General features: G+C 59.7%; 15 protein-coding genes. 8 read left to right on the top strand and 7 right to left on the bottom strand.

The genetic code is table 11. The features are described from left to right. The first annotated feature begins 18 nt into the window (after nt 1–18). The 6 genes from ACR52_RS28690 to ACR52_RS31635 all read left to right on the top strand — a co-directional run bounded on the left by ACR52_RS28690 (nt 19) and on the right by ACR52_RS31635 (nt 8059). Nucleotides 19–1773, top strand: a complete 1755-nt coding sequence (locus ACR52_RS28690) for an acyl-CoA dehydrogenase family protein (RefSeq protein WP_048731765.1) — start codon at nt 19–21, stop codon at nt 1771–1773. 487 nt (nt 1774–2260) lie between these two features. After that, nucleotides 2261–3244 (top strand): helix-turn-helix domain-containing protein, encoded by a 984-nt coding sequence (locus ACR52_RS28685; protein WP_048731764.1) that lies wholly within the window; start codon nt 2261–2263, stop codon nt 3242–3244. Nucleotides 3245–3314: 70 nt separating this feature from the next. Further along, nucleotides 3315–4247: a SphA family protein gene (locus tag ACR52_RS28680; protein ID WP_048731762.1), complete on the top strand. Its 933-nt coding sequence runs from the start codon at nt 3315–3317 to the stop codon at nt 4245–4247. Between the two features lie 9 nt (nt 4248–4256). After that, nucleotides 4257–5501, top strand: coding sequence for an MFS transporter (locus tag ACR52_RS28675; protein ID WP_048731760.1), 1245 nt, complete (start codon nt 4257–4259; stop codon nt 5499–5501). 18 nt (nt 5502–5519) lie between these two features. After that, on the top strand, nt 5520–6992 hold the full coding sequence (locus ACR52_RS28670; protein WP_173439356.1) for an amidase: 1473 nt from the start codon (nt 5520–5522) through the stop codon (nt 6990–6992). 158 nt (nt 6993–7150) lie between these two features. Next, on the top strand, nt 7151–8059 hold the full coding sequence (locus tag ACR52_RS31635) for a methyl-accepting chemotaxis protein (protein WP_048731757.1): 909 nt from the start codon (nt 7151–7153) through the stop codon (nt 8057–8059). A 57-nt stretch (nt 8060–8116) separates the two neighbouring features. Here ACR52_RS31635 and ACR52_RS28660 read toward each other — a convergent pair whose 3' ends face one another. The 4 genes from ACR52_RS28660 to ACR52_RS28645 form a co-directional block, all read right to left on the bottom strand. Next, nucleotides 8117–8884, bottom strand: coding sequence for an SDR family oxidoreductase (locus ACR52_RS28660; protein WP_048731755.1), 768 nt, complete (start codon nt 8882–8884; stop codon nt 8117–8119). After that, nucleotides 8877–9677, bottom strand: a complete 801-nt coding sequence (locus ACR52_RS28655; RefSeq protein WP_048731754.1) for an SDR family NAD(P)-dependent oxidoreductase — start codon at nt 9675–9677, stop codon at nt 8877–8879. The genes ACR52_RS28660 and ACR52_RS28655 overlap by 8 nt, the downstream gene beginning before the upstream one ends. Next, on the bottom strand, nt 9670–10491 hold the full coding sequence (locus tag ACR52_RS28650) for a molybdenum cofactor biosynthesis F family protein (protein WP_048731752.1): 822 nt from the start codon (nt 10489–10491) through the stop codon (nt 9670–9672). Before ACR52_RS28650 ends, ACR52_RS28655 begins: the two co-directional genes overlap by 8 nt. A gap of 80 nt (nt 10492–10571) precedes the next feature. Beyond that, nucleotides 10572–11231, bottom strand: coding sequence for a helix-turn-helix transcriptional regulator (locus ACR52_RS28645; protein ID WP_048731750.1), 660 nt, complete (start codon nt 11229–11231; stop codon nt 10572–10574). A gap of 138 nt (nt 11232–11369) precedes the next feature. Here ACR52_RS28645 and ACR52_RS28640 point away from each other — a divergent pair, with 138 nt between their 5' ends. Further along, complete coding sequence (locus tag ACR52_RS28640) at nt 11370–12083, top strand: GntR family transcriptional regulator (RefSeq protein WP_048731749.1); 714 nt, start codon at nt 11370–11372, stop codon at nt 12081–12083. Between the two features lie 6 nt (nt 12084–12089). On the opposite strand, the gene ACR52_RS28635 is transcribed toward ACR52_RS28640, so the two are convergent. Further along, the gene (locus ACR52_RS28635; RefSeq protein ID WP_048731747.1) at nt 12090–13040 is read right to left on the bottom strand and encodes a PDR/VanB family oxidoreductase; all 951 of its coding nucleotides are present in this window, start codon (nt 13038–13040) and stop codon (nt 12090–12092) included. Nucleotides 13041–13069: 29 nt separating this feature from the next. Beyond that, the gene (locus ACR52_RS28630; RefSeq protein ID WP_048731746.1) at nt 13070–14131 is read right to left on the bottom strand and encodes an aromatic ring-hydroxylating oxygenase subunit alpha; all 1062 of its coding nucleotides are present in this window, start codon (nt 14129–14131) and stop codon (nt 13070–13072) included. Between the two features lie 496 nt (nt 14132–14627). On the opposite strand from ACR52_RS28630, the gene ACR52_RS28625 reads away from it, so the two are divergent. Next, a complete protein-coding gene (locus tag ACR52_RS28625) occupies nt 14628–15374 on the top strand; it encodes a FadR/GntR family transcriptional regulator (protein ID WP_048731745.1) in 747 nt (248 codons plus the stop codon). 7 nt (nt 15375–15381) lie between these two features. Here ACR52_RS28625 and ACR52_RS28620 read toward each other — a convergent pair whose 3' ends face one another. Further along, nucleotides 15382–16197, bottom strand: a complete 816-nt coding sequence (locus ACR52_RS28620) for an NAD-dependent epimerase/dehydratase family protein (protein WP_048731743.1) — start codon at nt 16195–16197, stop codon at nt 15382–15384. Nucleotides 16198–16235: the final 38 nt, after the last annotated feature.

Below are 16235 nucleotides of genomic sequence, written 5' to 3'. Positions count from 1 at the left end.
TATCCCGTGAGGTTTCCCATGTGGAGCTATCAGGCGCCCCTGCGCGACATGCAATTTGTGCTTGAACATTGGCTGCAAGCGCCCCAAGCGTGGAGCCGTAGCCCGACGTTCGAGGCGTTGGACATGCCGCTGGCCGTGCAGGTGCTGGAAGAAGCGGGGCGCTTCAGCCAGGGCGTGCTGGCGCCCCTGAACAGCAGCGGTGATCGTCAGGGCTGCCGTTGGACGGCGGGCCAGGTCAGCACGCCAGACGGTTTTGCCGAGGCGTATCGGGCCTATGTCGACGGTGGCTGGCCGTCACTGGCGTGCGCCGAGGCGCTGGGCGGGCAGGGGTTGCCGCAACTGCTCGACGCCGCGTTGCAAGAGATGCTCTACGCCACCAATCACGCCTGGGCCATGTACACCGGCATTTCCCATGGTGCTTACCTGTGCCTCAAGGCCCATGCAGCGCCCTGGCTGCAGGCGCGCTACCTGCCCGAGATCGTCAGTGGCCAGGCCTTGCCCACCATGTGCCTGACCGAGCCTCAAGCGGGCAGCGATGTCGGGCTGCTGCGTTGTCGCGCGACCCCCGAGGGCGACGGCAGTTATCGCCTGCACGGCAACAAACTATTTATCTCCGGCGGCGAGCACGACCTCACGACCAATATCCTGCACCTGGTGCTGGCGCGATTGCCCAATGCGCCGCCGGGCAGTCGCGGAATTTCCCTGTTCCTGGTCCCCAAGCAACTGGACGATGGCCGGGCCAATGGCGTGCATTGCGACGGCATTGAACACAAGATGGGTATCAAGGGCAGCGCCACCTGTTCGTTGATCTTCGAAGGTGCCCAAGGCTGGCTGATCGGCGATGCCAATCAGGGCCTCGCGGCCATGTTCGTGATGATGAATTCGGCGCGCCTGCATGTGGGCCTGCAAGGCCTGGGGCACGTTGAAGCGGCCTGGCAGAATGCCCTGGAGTATGCTGCCGGGCGGGTGCAGATGCGAGCTCCGCTCAGGCCCGACGGGGTGCTGGCTCAGGTGGCGGATCCGATTCTTTATCACCCTGCCATGCGCCGGGTGCTGCTGGAGTTACGCACCACCAGCGAAGGCTTGCGGGCCATCGGCTATTGGGCGGCGCATTTGCTGGATCAGGCCGAGCATGCCCCGGACCCACAGGCACAGCAGCGGGCCGGGCAGCTCGCGCAGTTATTGACGCCGATCATCAAGGCGTTTTTCACCGAACAGGGGTTTCGCCAGGCGAGCAATGCCCTGCAGGTGTTCGGCGGTTACGGCTACGTCGCCGAGTTCGCCATCGAGCAGACTCTGCGCGACAGCCGCATCGCAATGATCTACGAAGGTAGCAATGAGATTCAGGCCAATGACCTGTTGTTGCGCAAGGTGCTGGGGGACGAGGGCCGTGCCTTCGGGCTGCTGCTGACGGAGCTGCGTGACGAGGCCGAGCAGGGCGGCGAATGGGCTGAATGTGCTGGTTTTGCCGCTGCGCTGGGCAACCTGTGCGAGGTGCTGACGGTCGTGGTCTCCGGCATACGAGCACGTGCCCGCGAGGACAGCGAATACCCTTATCGGGCCGCCGGGGATTTCCTCCAGTTGTGCGGCGTGACGCTACTGGCGCTGGCCTGGGCGAGGGCCGCACGGGTCTCCAGGGCGTTGCCCGAAGACGATCCGTTACGCGCTGACAAGCTGCAAAGCGCCAGGTTCTTTTTCAACTATCTGCCGTCTCGGGTAGCGCAGTATCGGGTGGCGATAGAGAACGCCTGCGAAGCGCTACCGTTTGTATGAAGGGAGGTCCCACTACCTCTTCGACGTAGCGCTGTCGCGCAGCAAACTGGGACCTCTGTGGCGAGCGGGCTTGTCCCGCGTTGGGGTGCGAAGCGCCCCTGATGAAGACGAATGCGGTGTATCGGGCACTCCTCTGCGCCTGGTTTTGGGGCTGCTGCGCAGCCCAACGCGGGACAAGCCCGCTTGCCACAAGAATGCGGTCGCCTGAAAGTGTTTATGCAAGACTCAACACTTTAGGTTGAAATTTTAACCCTTTAAAATCAGTAAGTTATTTTAAGTTCGATAAGAACTGCGCCACGTTCTCGGTGGCGCATTCCACCGCCAGTCAGCGCATCAGCGGTAATACCCGATACAAAATACCCTGTGCACGTTAAGCCGAGCCGCGTGGACTATCCCATTTCGGCACAAGTGAAGGTTCACAGGCCCATTCGGAATGGCGCTTGCATACGGTAGGTATGCAAGCTCCTGAACTGATAAGGGTTGGGTCATGAACAATAATAATCTGCTGATTTCGGCGCCCTCAATGCCTGTATTACCCATCCATCGTTTTATCGCGAGTGACATTGATGAGCACGCGCAGAACATGGAGGGGTGGCAAGTTCGCTACGATCAACTGACCCCCGGGCGCTTCGAGGGTGAGCTGATTGAGTTTCGTGCAGACTGGATGCAACTGGTGCGCGACCGCTCTAATCAGGCCATGACCAAAAGCGGCGTGGCCTGGAAAGGCGCTATTACCTTCAGCATACCGTTGAGTGCTCATGGCCCGGTTTTTTGCTCTGGGCATACGATTCACGAGCCCAGTATGTTGGTCGCCCGCGGTGACAATCTTCCTGAATTGAGCACACCGCAGCATCTGGACTTGCTGGGCGTGGCGATTGATGAGCGCACGCTTGAACATGTGCTTGAGCGCCAGGGTAGTCACTTTCGAATTACCGATCTTCCCAAGTGTTACCGCTTGGGCAACTCAACGGTTCGAACAGAACTTGCTACGTTGTTCGAGGAGCTGACGAGCAGTGATCAGGCGCATGATGTGCTGCTCGGCTATGACTCAATCCGCCGGGGTATTCGTGATGTAGTCATGCTGCATGTGCTTGAGTTGGTTGCACCGGATCATGCGCCGCCACTTAACCCCACGGCGCGCAAACGGATGGTCGACCGGGCGCGTGAGTATGCGCTGTCTCATGTCGACGAGCCGTTGTCGATCCTTGACCTGTGTAATCACATCGGCGCCAGTCGCCGTAAACTTCAATACTGTTTCCAGGAAACCCTGGGGATCAATCCGGTGGCCTATCTGCGCGCGTTGCGCCTCAATGCGGTGCGCCGTGAACTGCGAACGAGCACTCAACTTCATGGCGTCCAGCAAGTCGCCGCTCGGTGGGGATTCTGGCACTTGAGCCGGTTTTCCAGTGACTACCGAATTATGTTCGGAGAAAACCCTTCACAGACATTGCGCCGCACTCAACTCTGCTGAAATCGGATAACAAGTTAAAGGTTTCGCTTACTAGGATGACTCCTACACCAATGGGGTGGGAGGGCATTCGATGAACCATAAAAACAACGCAAGCGTCAGACAATTTACGTTGATCACTTTGGGGCTGGTGGGTCTGTGCACCGGTGCTCATGGCACTGAAAACGGCTCTCCGACCACCGCCGTCGGCGTTTATGATTTTGGTGCGGGAATGTCGCCCCCGGCGACTCCGTTCGGCACGCTTGGTCTGCGAACCGCGTTCTACTCGACCAATGTTCAGAAGGACCGTGAAGGGCGCTCAGTCGATAACCATCTTTCCCTGGACGTGCTCTCCATCGGCGTCGCCTATATGCGCATGACAGATAACACTGTCCTGGGCGCCAAGTATGGGTTTGGCGTTATCGTGCCGTTCTTCAAAATGGACGCTTCGATCAAAGTGCCCACGCCCGTAGGGCCGCTGAGCCTGGAAGCCGACCCGTTCCGTATGGCCGATGTGCAGTTTCTGCCATTGATCCTGCAATGGAACGTGTCGCCGAATCTATTCATCAATACGCAGTTCCAAATTCAGGCGCCTACCGGTGACTACGACAAGAATCGTTTGGTGTCCCCGGGCCTGAATCACTGGACCTTCTCGCCAATAGTTAACGCCACCTATATCAGTGACAGCGGCTTCGAAGTGTCTTCAAGCTTTGAAGCCGACATCAATACACGTAACAACGCCACCGATTACAAAAACGGTATTGAGTACCGACACGAATTTGCGGTGGGCCAGCACGTAGGGCCATGGACCGTGGGGCTGGGTGGCTACTACTACCGTCAGTTCACCGATGACAATGCACCCGGCCTGGAAACGGGAAATCGCGCGCGTGTGCTGGCTGTCGGCCCTGCGGTCAGTTACTTCAAGCCAGGGCTGCCACCTGTCTGGCTCCACGCCTACAAGGAGTTCGACGCGCAAAACCGTGCCCAGGGCTATACCGTCGCGTTGCGTATTTCTCAAAGTTTTTGAGGAGGTGCTATGAATCAATCACACGCAGTTTCACCCGCGACCCTGTCTGCGCCGCGTCAAGCCACTGGGCGACGTGAGGGGCTGGTACTGATGCTTGGCAGCAGCCTGACCATCATGGGTTCGGTGATGATTGCGCCGATCCTGCCCAAGCTCGGCGCCGAGTTTGGCCCCCTTAACCCCCAGGCGGGTTTACTGGTGCCGCTGGCTATCACTGGGCCGGCATTGGCCATCGCTTTGTGCGCCCCCTTGGCTGGGTGGTTAGCCGATCGGGTAGGACGCAAGGCGTTACTTGTGCTCGCAACCCTGCTGTATGCCTTGCTGGGAGCGGTACCGGCAGTGCTGGATAACTTGTCGGCCATTGTGGGTGTACGCCTGCTGTTTGGCTGCGCTGAAGCGGCGGTGATGACCTGTTGCGCCACGTTGATTGCGGACTATTGGCGGGGCGAGGAACGGCTGCGCTACGTCAATCGCCAAGTGGTGACCATTGGCCTGGTGGGTTCGCTGTTTTTTGTCGTCGGCGGGGCGTTGGGTGAGCACTCCTGGCGGCTCCCATTCTTGCTCTACTTGCTGCCGCTGCTGTTGGTGCCGGTGATGATGAAAGTGTTGTGGGAACCTGCGACGGGTAAGCAACAGTTCGAGGAGCCCGATACAGGAAAGGTCGCTGTGGTGCCACTGATCATCGGATACATGCTGATCCTCAGCGGGATGGTGTTGAGTTTTATCGTACCGATTCAGGCCCCTGTTCTGTTGGTCAGTCTGGGCGTCACCTCGAGCACGTTGATCGGGCTGTCGGCAGGATTGAGCCTGCTGGCAACGCTGGGCGGGTCGTTGATGTGGCCGCTGTTGCGCCGACGCATCGGTGTCGCGGGTTGCAATGCGTTGTTGCTGGCAATGCTGGGGCTCGGGCTATGGCTGCTGATGCGCGCGCAAAGCTACAACGAGGTGTTGGTGGCGGTGCTCATCCACGGTCTGGGTGCCGGGCTTTTGGTGCCCAATGCGATGGCCCCCGTGATGAATGCCCTGACTGCCAAAACCCGCGGGCGCGGGTTGGGTGGGTTCACTGCCTTTCTATATTTTGGCCAATTTGTCAGCCCGCTGGTGGTGGCACTGATCAGTGCTTTTGCGGGTGACCTGCGCCATTCGATCCAGTGGTTGGCGGTCGCCAGTTTTGCCTCAGCATTGGTTTGGGCACTGGCCGGCGTGCAGGCGCGACGTAAAGCCATTGTCGCCGCTGTTGGATCAAGTCATTCGTAATTTATAGGTACTAGGAGCATGGGTATGCAAGACATCCAGAACTTGCTGGACATTGAAGACGCCACAGGTCTGGCCGAGTGGGTTAAGCGCGGTGAAGTGCAGCCCGGCGAGCTACTTGAAGCGGTCATTGATCGTATTGAACTGGTTGAGCCGCAGCTTAACGCGGTGGCCGAACGGCTTTACGACTCGGCGCGTCAGGCGGCACGCGAGTCGAGGTCCAGGGACGGTGTTTTCAGCGGCGTACCGACGCTGATCAAAGACCTTTTCTCTCCAGTCAATGGGGCGGCGATGACCAATGGCTCGCAGTCGCTGGGAGGTTTTCGGGCAGATTTTGAATCTGAAATCGTGACGCGTTTGCGAGGTGCGGGTTGCTTGATTGTCGGGACCAGCACCTCCCCGGAGTTCGGTACCTCTTACTCCACCGAATCGAGCCGTTTTGGCGCCACGCGCAACCCCTGGAACCTCGCGCACAGTGCGGGTGGTTCCAGCGGCGGGGCAGCCGCGCTGGTTGCCGCACGCGTAGTACCTTTCGCCCATGGCAATGATGGCGGCGGATCATTGCGGGTTCCAGCCTCCTGCTGTGGGGTCTTCGGGCTCAAGCCGAGCCGCGGGCTGCTGCCTTCGGGACCGATGGTCGGAGAGGGCTGGGCCGGAATGGGTACACCGCATGCTGTCACCTTATCGGTGCGTGACAGCGCGGCGTTGCTCGATGCGACGGCGGGGATCGATCTGGGTGCGCCTTACGCTGCGCCGGTGCAGACGCTACCGTACTTCGCGGCCGTGCAGCGTGATCCGCGTCCACTGCGTATCGGGCTGGTTGAGCAGTTAGGGCCCTGGCCGACCTCGACTGAGAGCCTGGAAGCGGTGCGCCAGGCCGCCAGATTGTGCCAGTCCCTCGGCCACCGTGTTGAACCGGTCAGCTTGCCGGTGGTGTTGCCGGAGTTTCTGGATCAGGTCTTTACAATCATTGGCGCGAGTACTCGTCACTATGTCGATGTATTGGGCCAGATGCGCGGGTTTGCGGTGCAGCCTGAAGAACTGGAAGCCCGGACGCGGATTATCTTGCGTAGCAAGGGTGACGTCAGCGGCGCGCAATATGCGGGCGCGGTGGAGTGGATTCATGCCTTGGGCCGGCAGTTGGCGGTGTTCATGCAGAACTACGATGTGATCCTGACGCCGACCCTGACACGTGAGCCGGTACCCATTGGCGAACTTGATTTGCAAGACGACAGCATGAGCCTTGAAGAACTGATCGAGCGTTTCCACAGTTACTCGCCGTTCACTGCGCTGTTCAACGCCAGTGGTCAGCCGGCGATGTCGGTGCCGTTGTATTGGAGCGCCGGTGGACTGCCGATGGGCGCGCATTTTGCGGGGCGCTTTGGCGAGGAAAGTACGTTATTGGCACTCGCCGCACAGCTTGAGCGTGCTCAACCCTGGCGTGGTCAGGTGCCGCCATTCAATGCTTGTCAGCGGCCGCCTTCACGACTGTGATCAGTCATTGCTGATAACCATCGATTGTTTACGGCGCCTGAGGGCGCCGTTTTTCTTATGGCAGGCTGGAACAAGCAGGGCCGCAACCTGGTGCAAGCAATCATGCTTGGTTTGCGATCAGATCCAGTGTTTCGACTCGATGAACAAAGGACAGGCTGATGTTCTTCAAAAAGCATAAACAGCAGCAGGCACTCGATGAGGCCTTGCAACTGGAACAGTTCACGCACGAAAGGGCCCGGTTCGCGCAGCAGCAACTGTTGGCCGCGGAGTTGGCCAAGGATCAGGCCGTCCTGCTGGAGCGCAGCGGGCAAGCGCTGGAAACGCTTCGTGAGGAACTCGAGCAGGCTCGGCATCGCGAAAAGAGTCTTCAGGCCGAGTTGAGCCAGCACACTCAACGGACCCTGCACCATCAACATGAGGCGCACATCTGGGAGTTGTTGCAATCGACGCTGACTGAAGGCTGCTGGGACATCTGCGTGGTCAACGGTGATATTCAGCACCCGGCCAGTTGCATGCGCTTTTCCAATCAGTTTCGCCTGCTGATGGGCTATGCGCCCCATGAGTTACCCGATGGCTGGGATGCGCAGGTCGGTATCACGCATCCGCAGGATTTGCCGAAAATCATGGCGATCTTCGACCGGGAAATCCTCAGTTCTCACGGCAGCGCCGAGTACGTCTTCGAATACCGGATGCGCCACAAAACCCGCGACTACATCTGGTGTCGTGAACGAGGGCTTGCAGTGCGTGATGAGTCGGGACGTTTGACCCGTGTGATCGGTGCGGTACGGGATATCAGTGATGAGCGTTCGGCCAAGGCGACCCACCAGCAAATGCTTGAGCAAAATGAGGCGACCTATAGCCAGATTGCAACGGTGGTGGGGGTGATCAAAGGCATTGCTGACCAGACCAATCTGTTGGCGTTGAACGCGGCCATTGAAGCGGCTCGGGCGGGTGATGTCGGGCGCGGGTTTTCGGTGGTGGCCGATGAGGTGCGCAAGCTGGCGGAGAATACCCGTCAGGCTACGCAGCAGATTCAGACGATGCTGCATCAGCACAAACACTCATAGTGACGGAAGGGGAGAAGGGGCTTGTGCAGCCCCTTCTCCACGTTCAGTCGCCTGGTTTCAAACTTCCGGCAAGGTAGACCCGCCGTCGACCACCAGCGTCTGCCCAGTAATATAAGCCGCCAGGTCTGACGCCAGAAACAACATGGCCCCAGCGATATCGGCCGGTTTGCCCAGTCGGCCCAAGGGCACCCGGCTGGCGATATTTTCATTCAGCTGATCATCCCCCAAATTCCCCATGGCAGGCGTTGCGATCATTCCGGGCTCCACACCGTTGACCCGCACATTCACCCCCGCCAGCTCCAGCGCCGCGTTGCGGATGAATCCGTTGACCCCGGCCTTTGATGCGGCGTAGTGACTCAGCCCCGGATAGGCCACACGCGGGCCGGTGACCGACGAGGTCACCAGCACGCAGCCGTGACCCTGGCGGTGGAACATGGGTAACGCTGCCTGGGTCAGCCAGAACAACGCCGAGAGGTTGACCGCCAGGGTCCGTTCAAGAATTGCTGGTGTAATCTCGGCGAATGGCGTCAGTGGAAAATATCCGGCGTTATGTACCAAAATATCCAGCCGCCCCAGACGTTCTTCCAACGCTTGAACCAGATTAAACACGGCCGTAGATTCCGCCAGATCGACACTCACCGCTTCAACCTGGCAAGCGCGTCCTGACAGCTCGTTGGCCAGTTCCTGGGCCGCGGGCAATTGCAGATCGGCGATTACCACACGAGCACCGCGCAAGGCGAAGGCTTCGACAATGGCACGACCAATACCCTGAGCGCCGCCGGTTACCAGTACGGTGCGGCCGCTGAAATCCAGATCTTTAATCATGAGATGGTTCCATGTGGGCATAAGCCAGGGTCGGCACATCGACGATGGTCGAACCGCCGTCGGCCACCAGTGTCGCGCCGGTGATAATCGATGCCTCACTGGACGCCAGGAAGCGACAGACCCTGGCAATTTCCTCGGCGCTGGCCGGCCGGCGTAGCGGCACGTCGGCGCAAACCCGGTCATAGGCTTGCTGCAGCGTCTCGCCATAAAATTCCATCAGGGGTTCCATCTCCTGATCGGCCATCGGCGTGCGCACCCAGCCCGGGCATACCGCATTTACCCGCACGCCGCGAGGGCCGTAATCCCGGGCCAGCGAGCGATTAAGACCGAGCAGTGCATGCTTGGCGGTGGTGTAGCCGCAGACTTCGGGCCCCGCGGCCAGGGAGGCGATCGAACCAATCAGTACGATGTTGCCTGCGCTCTCCAGCAGCAGCGGCAGGCAGGCTCGTGCGCTATAAAAGGCGCTGTCGAGGTTGCTGCGCAGAGCCGCTTCCCACGTCTGTGGGCTGGTTTGCGTGGCGTTGCCCAGGCCGTGGCCGCCGGCACAGGCCAGCAACACATCAAGCCGACCATAGCGCTGGCTGATCTGCGCGACAAAAGCTTCCCAGGTCGCTGGGCAGGCTGCATCGCCCACCAGCACCAAGCCACCGGTTTTTTCAGCTACCTGCTCCAACGGTTCGCGACGACGGCCGATCAGTACCAGGTTGGCCCCTTCGGCGGCGTACAGTCGGGCGCAGGCGGCCCCGATGCCGGTGCCGGCGCCGGTGATAACGACGGTACGAGGTTCACGCATCAGGATACTCCGTGCGGTTAAGTACCTGGCAGTAAGAGCTGACCGGGAAGTTCGACAACTCATCGAAGGACGCTGAGGCGTAACCGAAAATCTTGCCGTCACTGCGGTGTTGTTGCATATCGATCAGTACCAGGCCGAGGGTCGGGATGATCTTTTCGCGCCAGACGAACAGGTAGAGTTGATCGGCGATTTTGTAGTAATGGCAGCGATCGGTATCACACAAGCCTTTCTCAACACCTTCAAGGCATTGCCAGGCATAGAACTGATCGTTGAGGTAGATGTGCTCGTAGACCTCGCTGGGGCTGTAGCGATACAGGTTGCGCAGGCCGGTCAGCTCGTTGGTGGGGACGTGCGGGCACTGGCCTGCCTGCCAGGGTCGGTCGAGGCTGCCGTGGACGAAGTCGACCTCAACGGATGTCAGGGGTTTGCCGGCCAGGGCTCGGCCGTAGAGGCCTTCAGCGCTGTTTGCTTGAGTCGGCATACGGCCGATGACTGCGGTGAACGAAGCGCTGTGAGTGTCCAGGACCAGGCTGATGGACGAGCTCAAGTCGTTCTCATGCTTGATGAAATCCACCAGGTACAAACCAGGGCGGATGGACGTGGCCCGGTAGGGCGCCGTGCCGCTGGAATGACCATCGGCTGCAGACCATGACAGCGTTTCGGCGTTGAAACGATGTTCGATCTGCCCGCCGCTGGCGAAGTTCAGGGTGAAGACCTTGTCGCTCAGGTCGGCCAGATTGGGCAGGATGAAGGCTTCAGGGGCGAAACCGTCGGCCAGTGCGCCGACGGTAATCCAGTCAGAAGAAGTTGTCATTGCAATACTCCGGTTGCGTGAATTAACACGCTGGAGCATGCAGTTCGCAGAAGGTCTCGCCTATCAACCGGATGGTTGAACTAGAGAAACAGTATCCCCACCAACTCGGTGCGGCTACTTGCGTGGGTCTTGCGGAACAGGTTGATCAGGTGGGTCTTGATGGTCGGCAAGCCGACGTTCAGTTCCTGTGCCAGCTGTTTGTTGCTCGCGCCCTGGCGCAACAATAAGGCGATCTGCCGCTCTCTGGGCGTCAGGTCGATCAGCGGGTCTTCATTCGGTTGTATGTTCGCGACGGCCAGTTGCAGCAGGGACTGCAAGGCGTTGAGCTGGCTTAGCTGATCAAGGGTGAAGGCGCCTTGTTCGGCGGTGCGTAACAGAGAGATCGCCGCTTGAGGCTGGCCGGCGCGGTGGGCGAGGATTTCGACGACATCGACGACCCCGTAGCGCAACAGGAAATCCTGATAACGGTGATTGTCCCGTTGAGGCTGCCTGGCCATGGCAAAGCTCAGTGGCACCACGTTCAACCCGCTGGATGCGCAGTTACTCGGTTGCAGCGGATCGAACTGCCGGTAGTTGTCCAAATAGTCGCGATGCATCTCGCCGCTCATGCCGTGCAATCGGAAATCACGGGCTTGCAGTTGTCGATCGACGCAGTAAAACGCGGCCTGACTGACATGAACAAGCTGAGTGAAAGCCTGCAGGCAATGGCCGGCGACTTCCTGGGCAGGTATAGCGTTCATAAGTGGCCACCACCGGCAAAAAGACTGTTGTTGACTATAGTGGCTTGTTCTGCGGGTGGATAGATTACCCACGATGGTTGCCGAGGGGAGCGAGGCTTGCGGTACTATGGCGGCCTACATGTTCTGGAAGTTGCCTGGATGAGTAAGCCCGGTCAATTGGTGCTGGTTGCACTGCGCAAAATGATTGCCAGCGGGGAGTTGGCGGCGGGCGAACGTCTGATGGAAATTCCCACGGCACAGTTGTTCGGCGTGTCGCGCATGCCCGTGCGCATGGCGTTCCGTACCCTGGAACAGGAAGGTTTGCTGGTGCCGTTTGGTGGGCGGGGGTACCAGGTACGTTCGGTCAGCCCCGGTGACATCGCTGGCGCGGTCGAGGTGCGGGGTGTGCTCGAAGGCCTTGCCGCGCGTCAAGCCGCGGAGCGAGGCTTGTCCGACGAGGCGCGCGTGGTGCTTGAGCGGTGTCTGGTGGAGGGCGATCAGCTGTTCGCCAAGGGCTACGTGACAGAGGACGACCTTGAGGTGTATCACGATCTCAACATGCGTTTTCACCACGTCATCGTCGAAGGCAGCCATAACCCGGCCATCGCCGATGCCCTGGCGCGCAATGATCACCTGCCGTTCGCTTCGGTGAATGCGCTGGCGGTGGATCGCGAGGACATGGCCCGAGAATACCGGCGCTTCAACTATGCCCACATGCAGCACCATTCGGTATTCGACGCCCTGGTCAGTCGCCAGGGCGCGCGTGCCGAAGCCATCATGCGCGAGCACGCTAACGCGACCTTGCGTTACGCTGAGATCTTCAGCTCTGCGACCGAAAACGCAAGGATGAAGGTCATCCTGCGTGCGCAGTAACGCGCTTCAGATATCGAGCACCAGCAGTGGGGTTTTGGCGCGCGAGCAGCAGGGGGTGAACTGGTCATTCAGGGCTTGCTCCTGCTCGGTGAGGAACAGATCGCGGTGCTCCGGTACGCCTTCCAGCACGCGGGTCAGGCACGTGCCGCAAATGCCTTGTTCGCAGGACACGGCAATCTCGATGCCGTGACTTTCCAGGACCTGGACCACCGTCTTGTCGGCCGGTATTTCGAATACCTGGCCGCTGCTGGCGACCTTGACCGAAAAGCGTCCATCGAGGCTGCTGTCCACCGGGGCAGCAGCGAAATACTCGCGATGCAGGCAATCCTCCTGCCAGCCCTGGGCACGGGCGCTATCGAGCACATGCTGCATGAAACCGCCGGGGCCGCAGACGTAGAGATGCACGTTGTCTCCGGGCGTCGCCAGCACCTCGGCTGCATTCAGGGCTGTGTGGGGCTGCTCATCGAAATGAAGGAATACCCGCTCGGCAAACGATGAGTCCTTGAGGCGCTGGACAAAGGCCGCGCGCTCGCTGGAGCGGGCGCAATAATGCAGTTCGAAGTCGGCACCGCCATGGGCCAGGCGTTCGGCCATGCATAAGATCGGAGTGATGCCGATACCGCCCGCAAACAGCAGGCTGCGTCGGGCTTCGTGTGCCAGGGGGAACAGGTTGCGCGGTTCGCTGATCTTCAGGTTAGCGCCCTTGTGTATCTGTTCGTGCAGGCTGCAGGAGCCGCCCCGGGAAGCCGGGTCCTTGAGTACGCCGATCAGGTAGCGATGGCGTTCTTCAGGGTGATTGCACAGGGAATATTGACGGATCACCCCATCGGGCAAATGCACGTCGATATGGGCGCCGGCGCTGAAGGCCGGCAGCGGTTTGCCATCGGCGCTGGCTAGCTCATAGCTGCAAATGTCCTGGGCTTCGTTGTTACGCGAGACCACCACCACATCGATCATATTCAGTCCTCGGAGTATTGCCGCGTTGTTCAGGCGGTGGTCGTGGCAATCAGTTGCGGTTCGAGGGAGCGTTCCTTGGCGATCAGGCGCTCCAGGATCTTGCGCGACTGCACACCGCCGGCATCGATATTGAGCTTGAGCAGGTTGCGTGTCGGGTGGGCAAGGAGGTTCTGTTGCTGGCGTTCAAGCATCTCCAGGTCTTCGCTGAAAATTTTCCCCTGGCCTTCGCGAATGCTGGCGGTCAGTGCCTGGTCCTGTGGATTGAAGCTGCGCGCCATGCCCCAGAAGTACCAGATCGAGGTATCGGTTTGCGGGGTGATGAAGTCCACCACGATGCTTGCGGCCTTATGCTCGGGCGCGGCGTTGTAGCCGCCCTTGCCGGCATGGGCGACGCCGACTTCGATCAGCACATGGCTGGGCGGCGTGAAGCGGCAGATCTGCCAGCGGTCCACCGGCACATCATCGGCAAGGTTATTGCCGCGCAGGGCCATACGCCAGAACGGCGGGGCCATGATGTTTTCCATATGCCGGGCGGTCACCACTTCGTCGCCTTCGACCGTTGTCACGGGCGCTGCTTCGTCGATTTCTTTCTGGCCGATGCTGGAGGCGTGAACATAGGTTTCGTGGGTCAGGTCCATCAGGTTGTCGATCATCAGGCGGTAATCGCACTGGATGTCAAACAAGCCGCCACCATAGGCCCATTCATCACTCACCGCCCATTCCAGGTGATGGATCAGGGCGGGGTCGGCCAGGGCCTGATCGCCTGGCCATACCCAAATGAAGCCGTAGCGTTCAACCGCAGCGAAGGTCTTGTTGCACGGAAAGCCGCGCACCCGCTGCCCAGGCATTTCGACGGTCTTGCCGTCGCCACCCATGACCAGGCCGTGGTAGCCGCAAACCAGATTACCGTTTTCGACATAGCCCAGAGATAGAGGTGCGCCGCGATGGGGGCAGAAGTCCTCGATGGCCACGACGTTGCCTTCCGGGCCACGATAAAACGCCATTTTTTCACCGCAGATCTGCCGACCCAAGGGCTTTTGAGCGATTTCATCGGGTGTGCAGGCGACGTACCAAATGTTCTTGGGATACATGGCGATTCTCCAGGCAAGTGATTGTTCTTATTTAATGGATCCATTAAATGGCTGGCGATTAGTGGAGTCAATCGTGTTTTTTGGTTTTAAGGTCATTAATAGTGCGATTATCGGACTTGTCTTTTTGTGTTCTGGTTATATTGGATCCATTGAGGCGTCGGATAGGCGGGGCATGAGCATCCAGGCAACACATTGACTCTTCGACGCCAGCGAAGATTTTCTCCAGGGAGCATCCGTAGGTCTGGCGCGCCCGGGTGAATGAGTCGGTGAAGTGGTTGCTAATGCCGCCTGGCCGAAGCGCGCGCGGAGATGTTCTCGAGCGGGGGTGTTGTGGGTTGTTACCTTGAGCTTGCCATCGTCGGTGGTGCGGCTGTCGCTTGAGCCAATCAGGTTGTTCTTCTCGTAGGGCTTGAACGCTGAGTATGAGATGCATGTTGTCGTACAACCGCTTGAGCTATTATGAGTGCTCATTCGCAAACCGAGATAAGTGCTCCTGATGGACTACCCGAACGTCCAACCCACTGCTCGTCGAAAGCACCGCAGCATGGCCGAGGAGTTGGTCGCCGAGCTGTCGCGGCGCATCTATGACGGCGAGCTTGCGAACTCGGCCAAGCTCCCCACCGAGTCACAGGTCATGCAAGAACATGGCGTCAGCCGCACTGTGGTGCGTGAGGCCATCTCCCGCCTGCAGGCTGCAGGCCTGGTAGAAACCCGGCATGGCATCGGCACGTTTGTCTGTGACATTCCGAGCCCGAGCGGCTTTCGAATCGACCCGGCCAGTATTGTCACCCTGGGCGACGTGCTGGCGGTGCTTGAGCTGCGCATCAGCCTGGAAGTGGAAGCGGCCGGGCTGGCCAGTCACCGGCGTACGAGTGAGCAACTGCAGTTGATGCGTGACTCCCTCGATATCCTCAAGTCCAGTGCCATCAGCGCCGACTATGCCGTAGCCGCGGACTTTCAGTTTCACCAGCAGATTGCCCTGTCCACCGGAAACCGCTACTTCACCGACATCATGTTGCACCTTGAAGTGAGCATACTTCCGCGTGCGCGGGTGCACTCCACACGCCAGGCCAACAACGACAAGGAGCCGTATGTAGAGCGTCTGAGTCGCGAGCATGAAGCCATCTATCAGGCGATCGCGCGAGGCGACTCTGACGCGGCGCGCGCCGCCATGCGCTTGCACTTGTCCAACAGCCGCGAGCGTATGCGCCGGTCTTACGAGGCGGCAACGCCCGCTGACTGAGCCGGGCTCAATTGTTTTCAAACGGCCCGGCCGCGGTGAAGGCGCCGCCCTGGAACAGCAGATCGGGATCGTTCGCCGCGGGTGCGGGCTGTCGTTCGATTTTTTCGCGAAACGCTTCCGAACTGTCCTGCGGGATAAAGCCCAGGTGCGAGGCATGGCGGTTATTCCACCAGGTGCTGCGGTTGGCGGAAACGCCGTACACCACGGTATGCCCCACATCATCAGCCAGCAGCGCGCGCTCCATCAGTTGCCCCAGGTCCCGGTAACTCAGCCAGGTGGACATCATTCGTCGGTTGTGCGGCTCTGCAAATGAAGAGCCGATTCTCAGGCTGACGGTTTCAATGCCATAACGCTCGAAATAAAAGGTGGCCATGTCTTCGCCGTAGGATTTGGACAGGGCGTAATAACCATCCGGTCGGCGCTCGCTGCGGGCATCCAGTTCCTGATCCTGACGATGAAAGCCGGTGACATGATTGGAGCTGGCGAACACCACGCGCTTGATCCGGTGTTTGCGCGCCGCCTCATAAATATGAAACGTGCCGCGAATATTGGCGTCGAGAATCTCCTCGAACGCCCTCTCAGTGGAAATCCCGCCCAAGTGGACGATGACATCCACATCCTTGGCCAGTGAGTGAACCCCGCTTTTGTCGGCCAGGTTGCACTCAATGACTTCTTCATGATCACCGGCGCCGGGCGCCATGGGGCTGATGTCGGAGGCGCGCACGACGTTGGCGTGGGCTTGCAGGGTTTCCCGCAGGATTTGCCCCAGGCCGCCAGCGGCACCGGTCAGCAGAATGCGGTTGAAGGGTTTGGTTGTGGTCACGCTGAATCTTCCCTATCGGTGGAGGTGAAGCCTGCGTG

Origin of the sequence: Pseudomonas fildesensis (assembly GCF_001050345.1) — a bacterium.
GTDB classification, from domain to species: Bacteria; Pseudomonadota; Gammaproteobacteria; order Pseudomonadales; family Pseudomonadaceae; genus Aquipseudomonas; species Aquipseudomonas fildesensis.
Note: the sequence above shows the minus strand (reverse complement) of the source record. Positions and strands in the feature narration are given on the sequence as shown.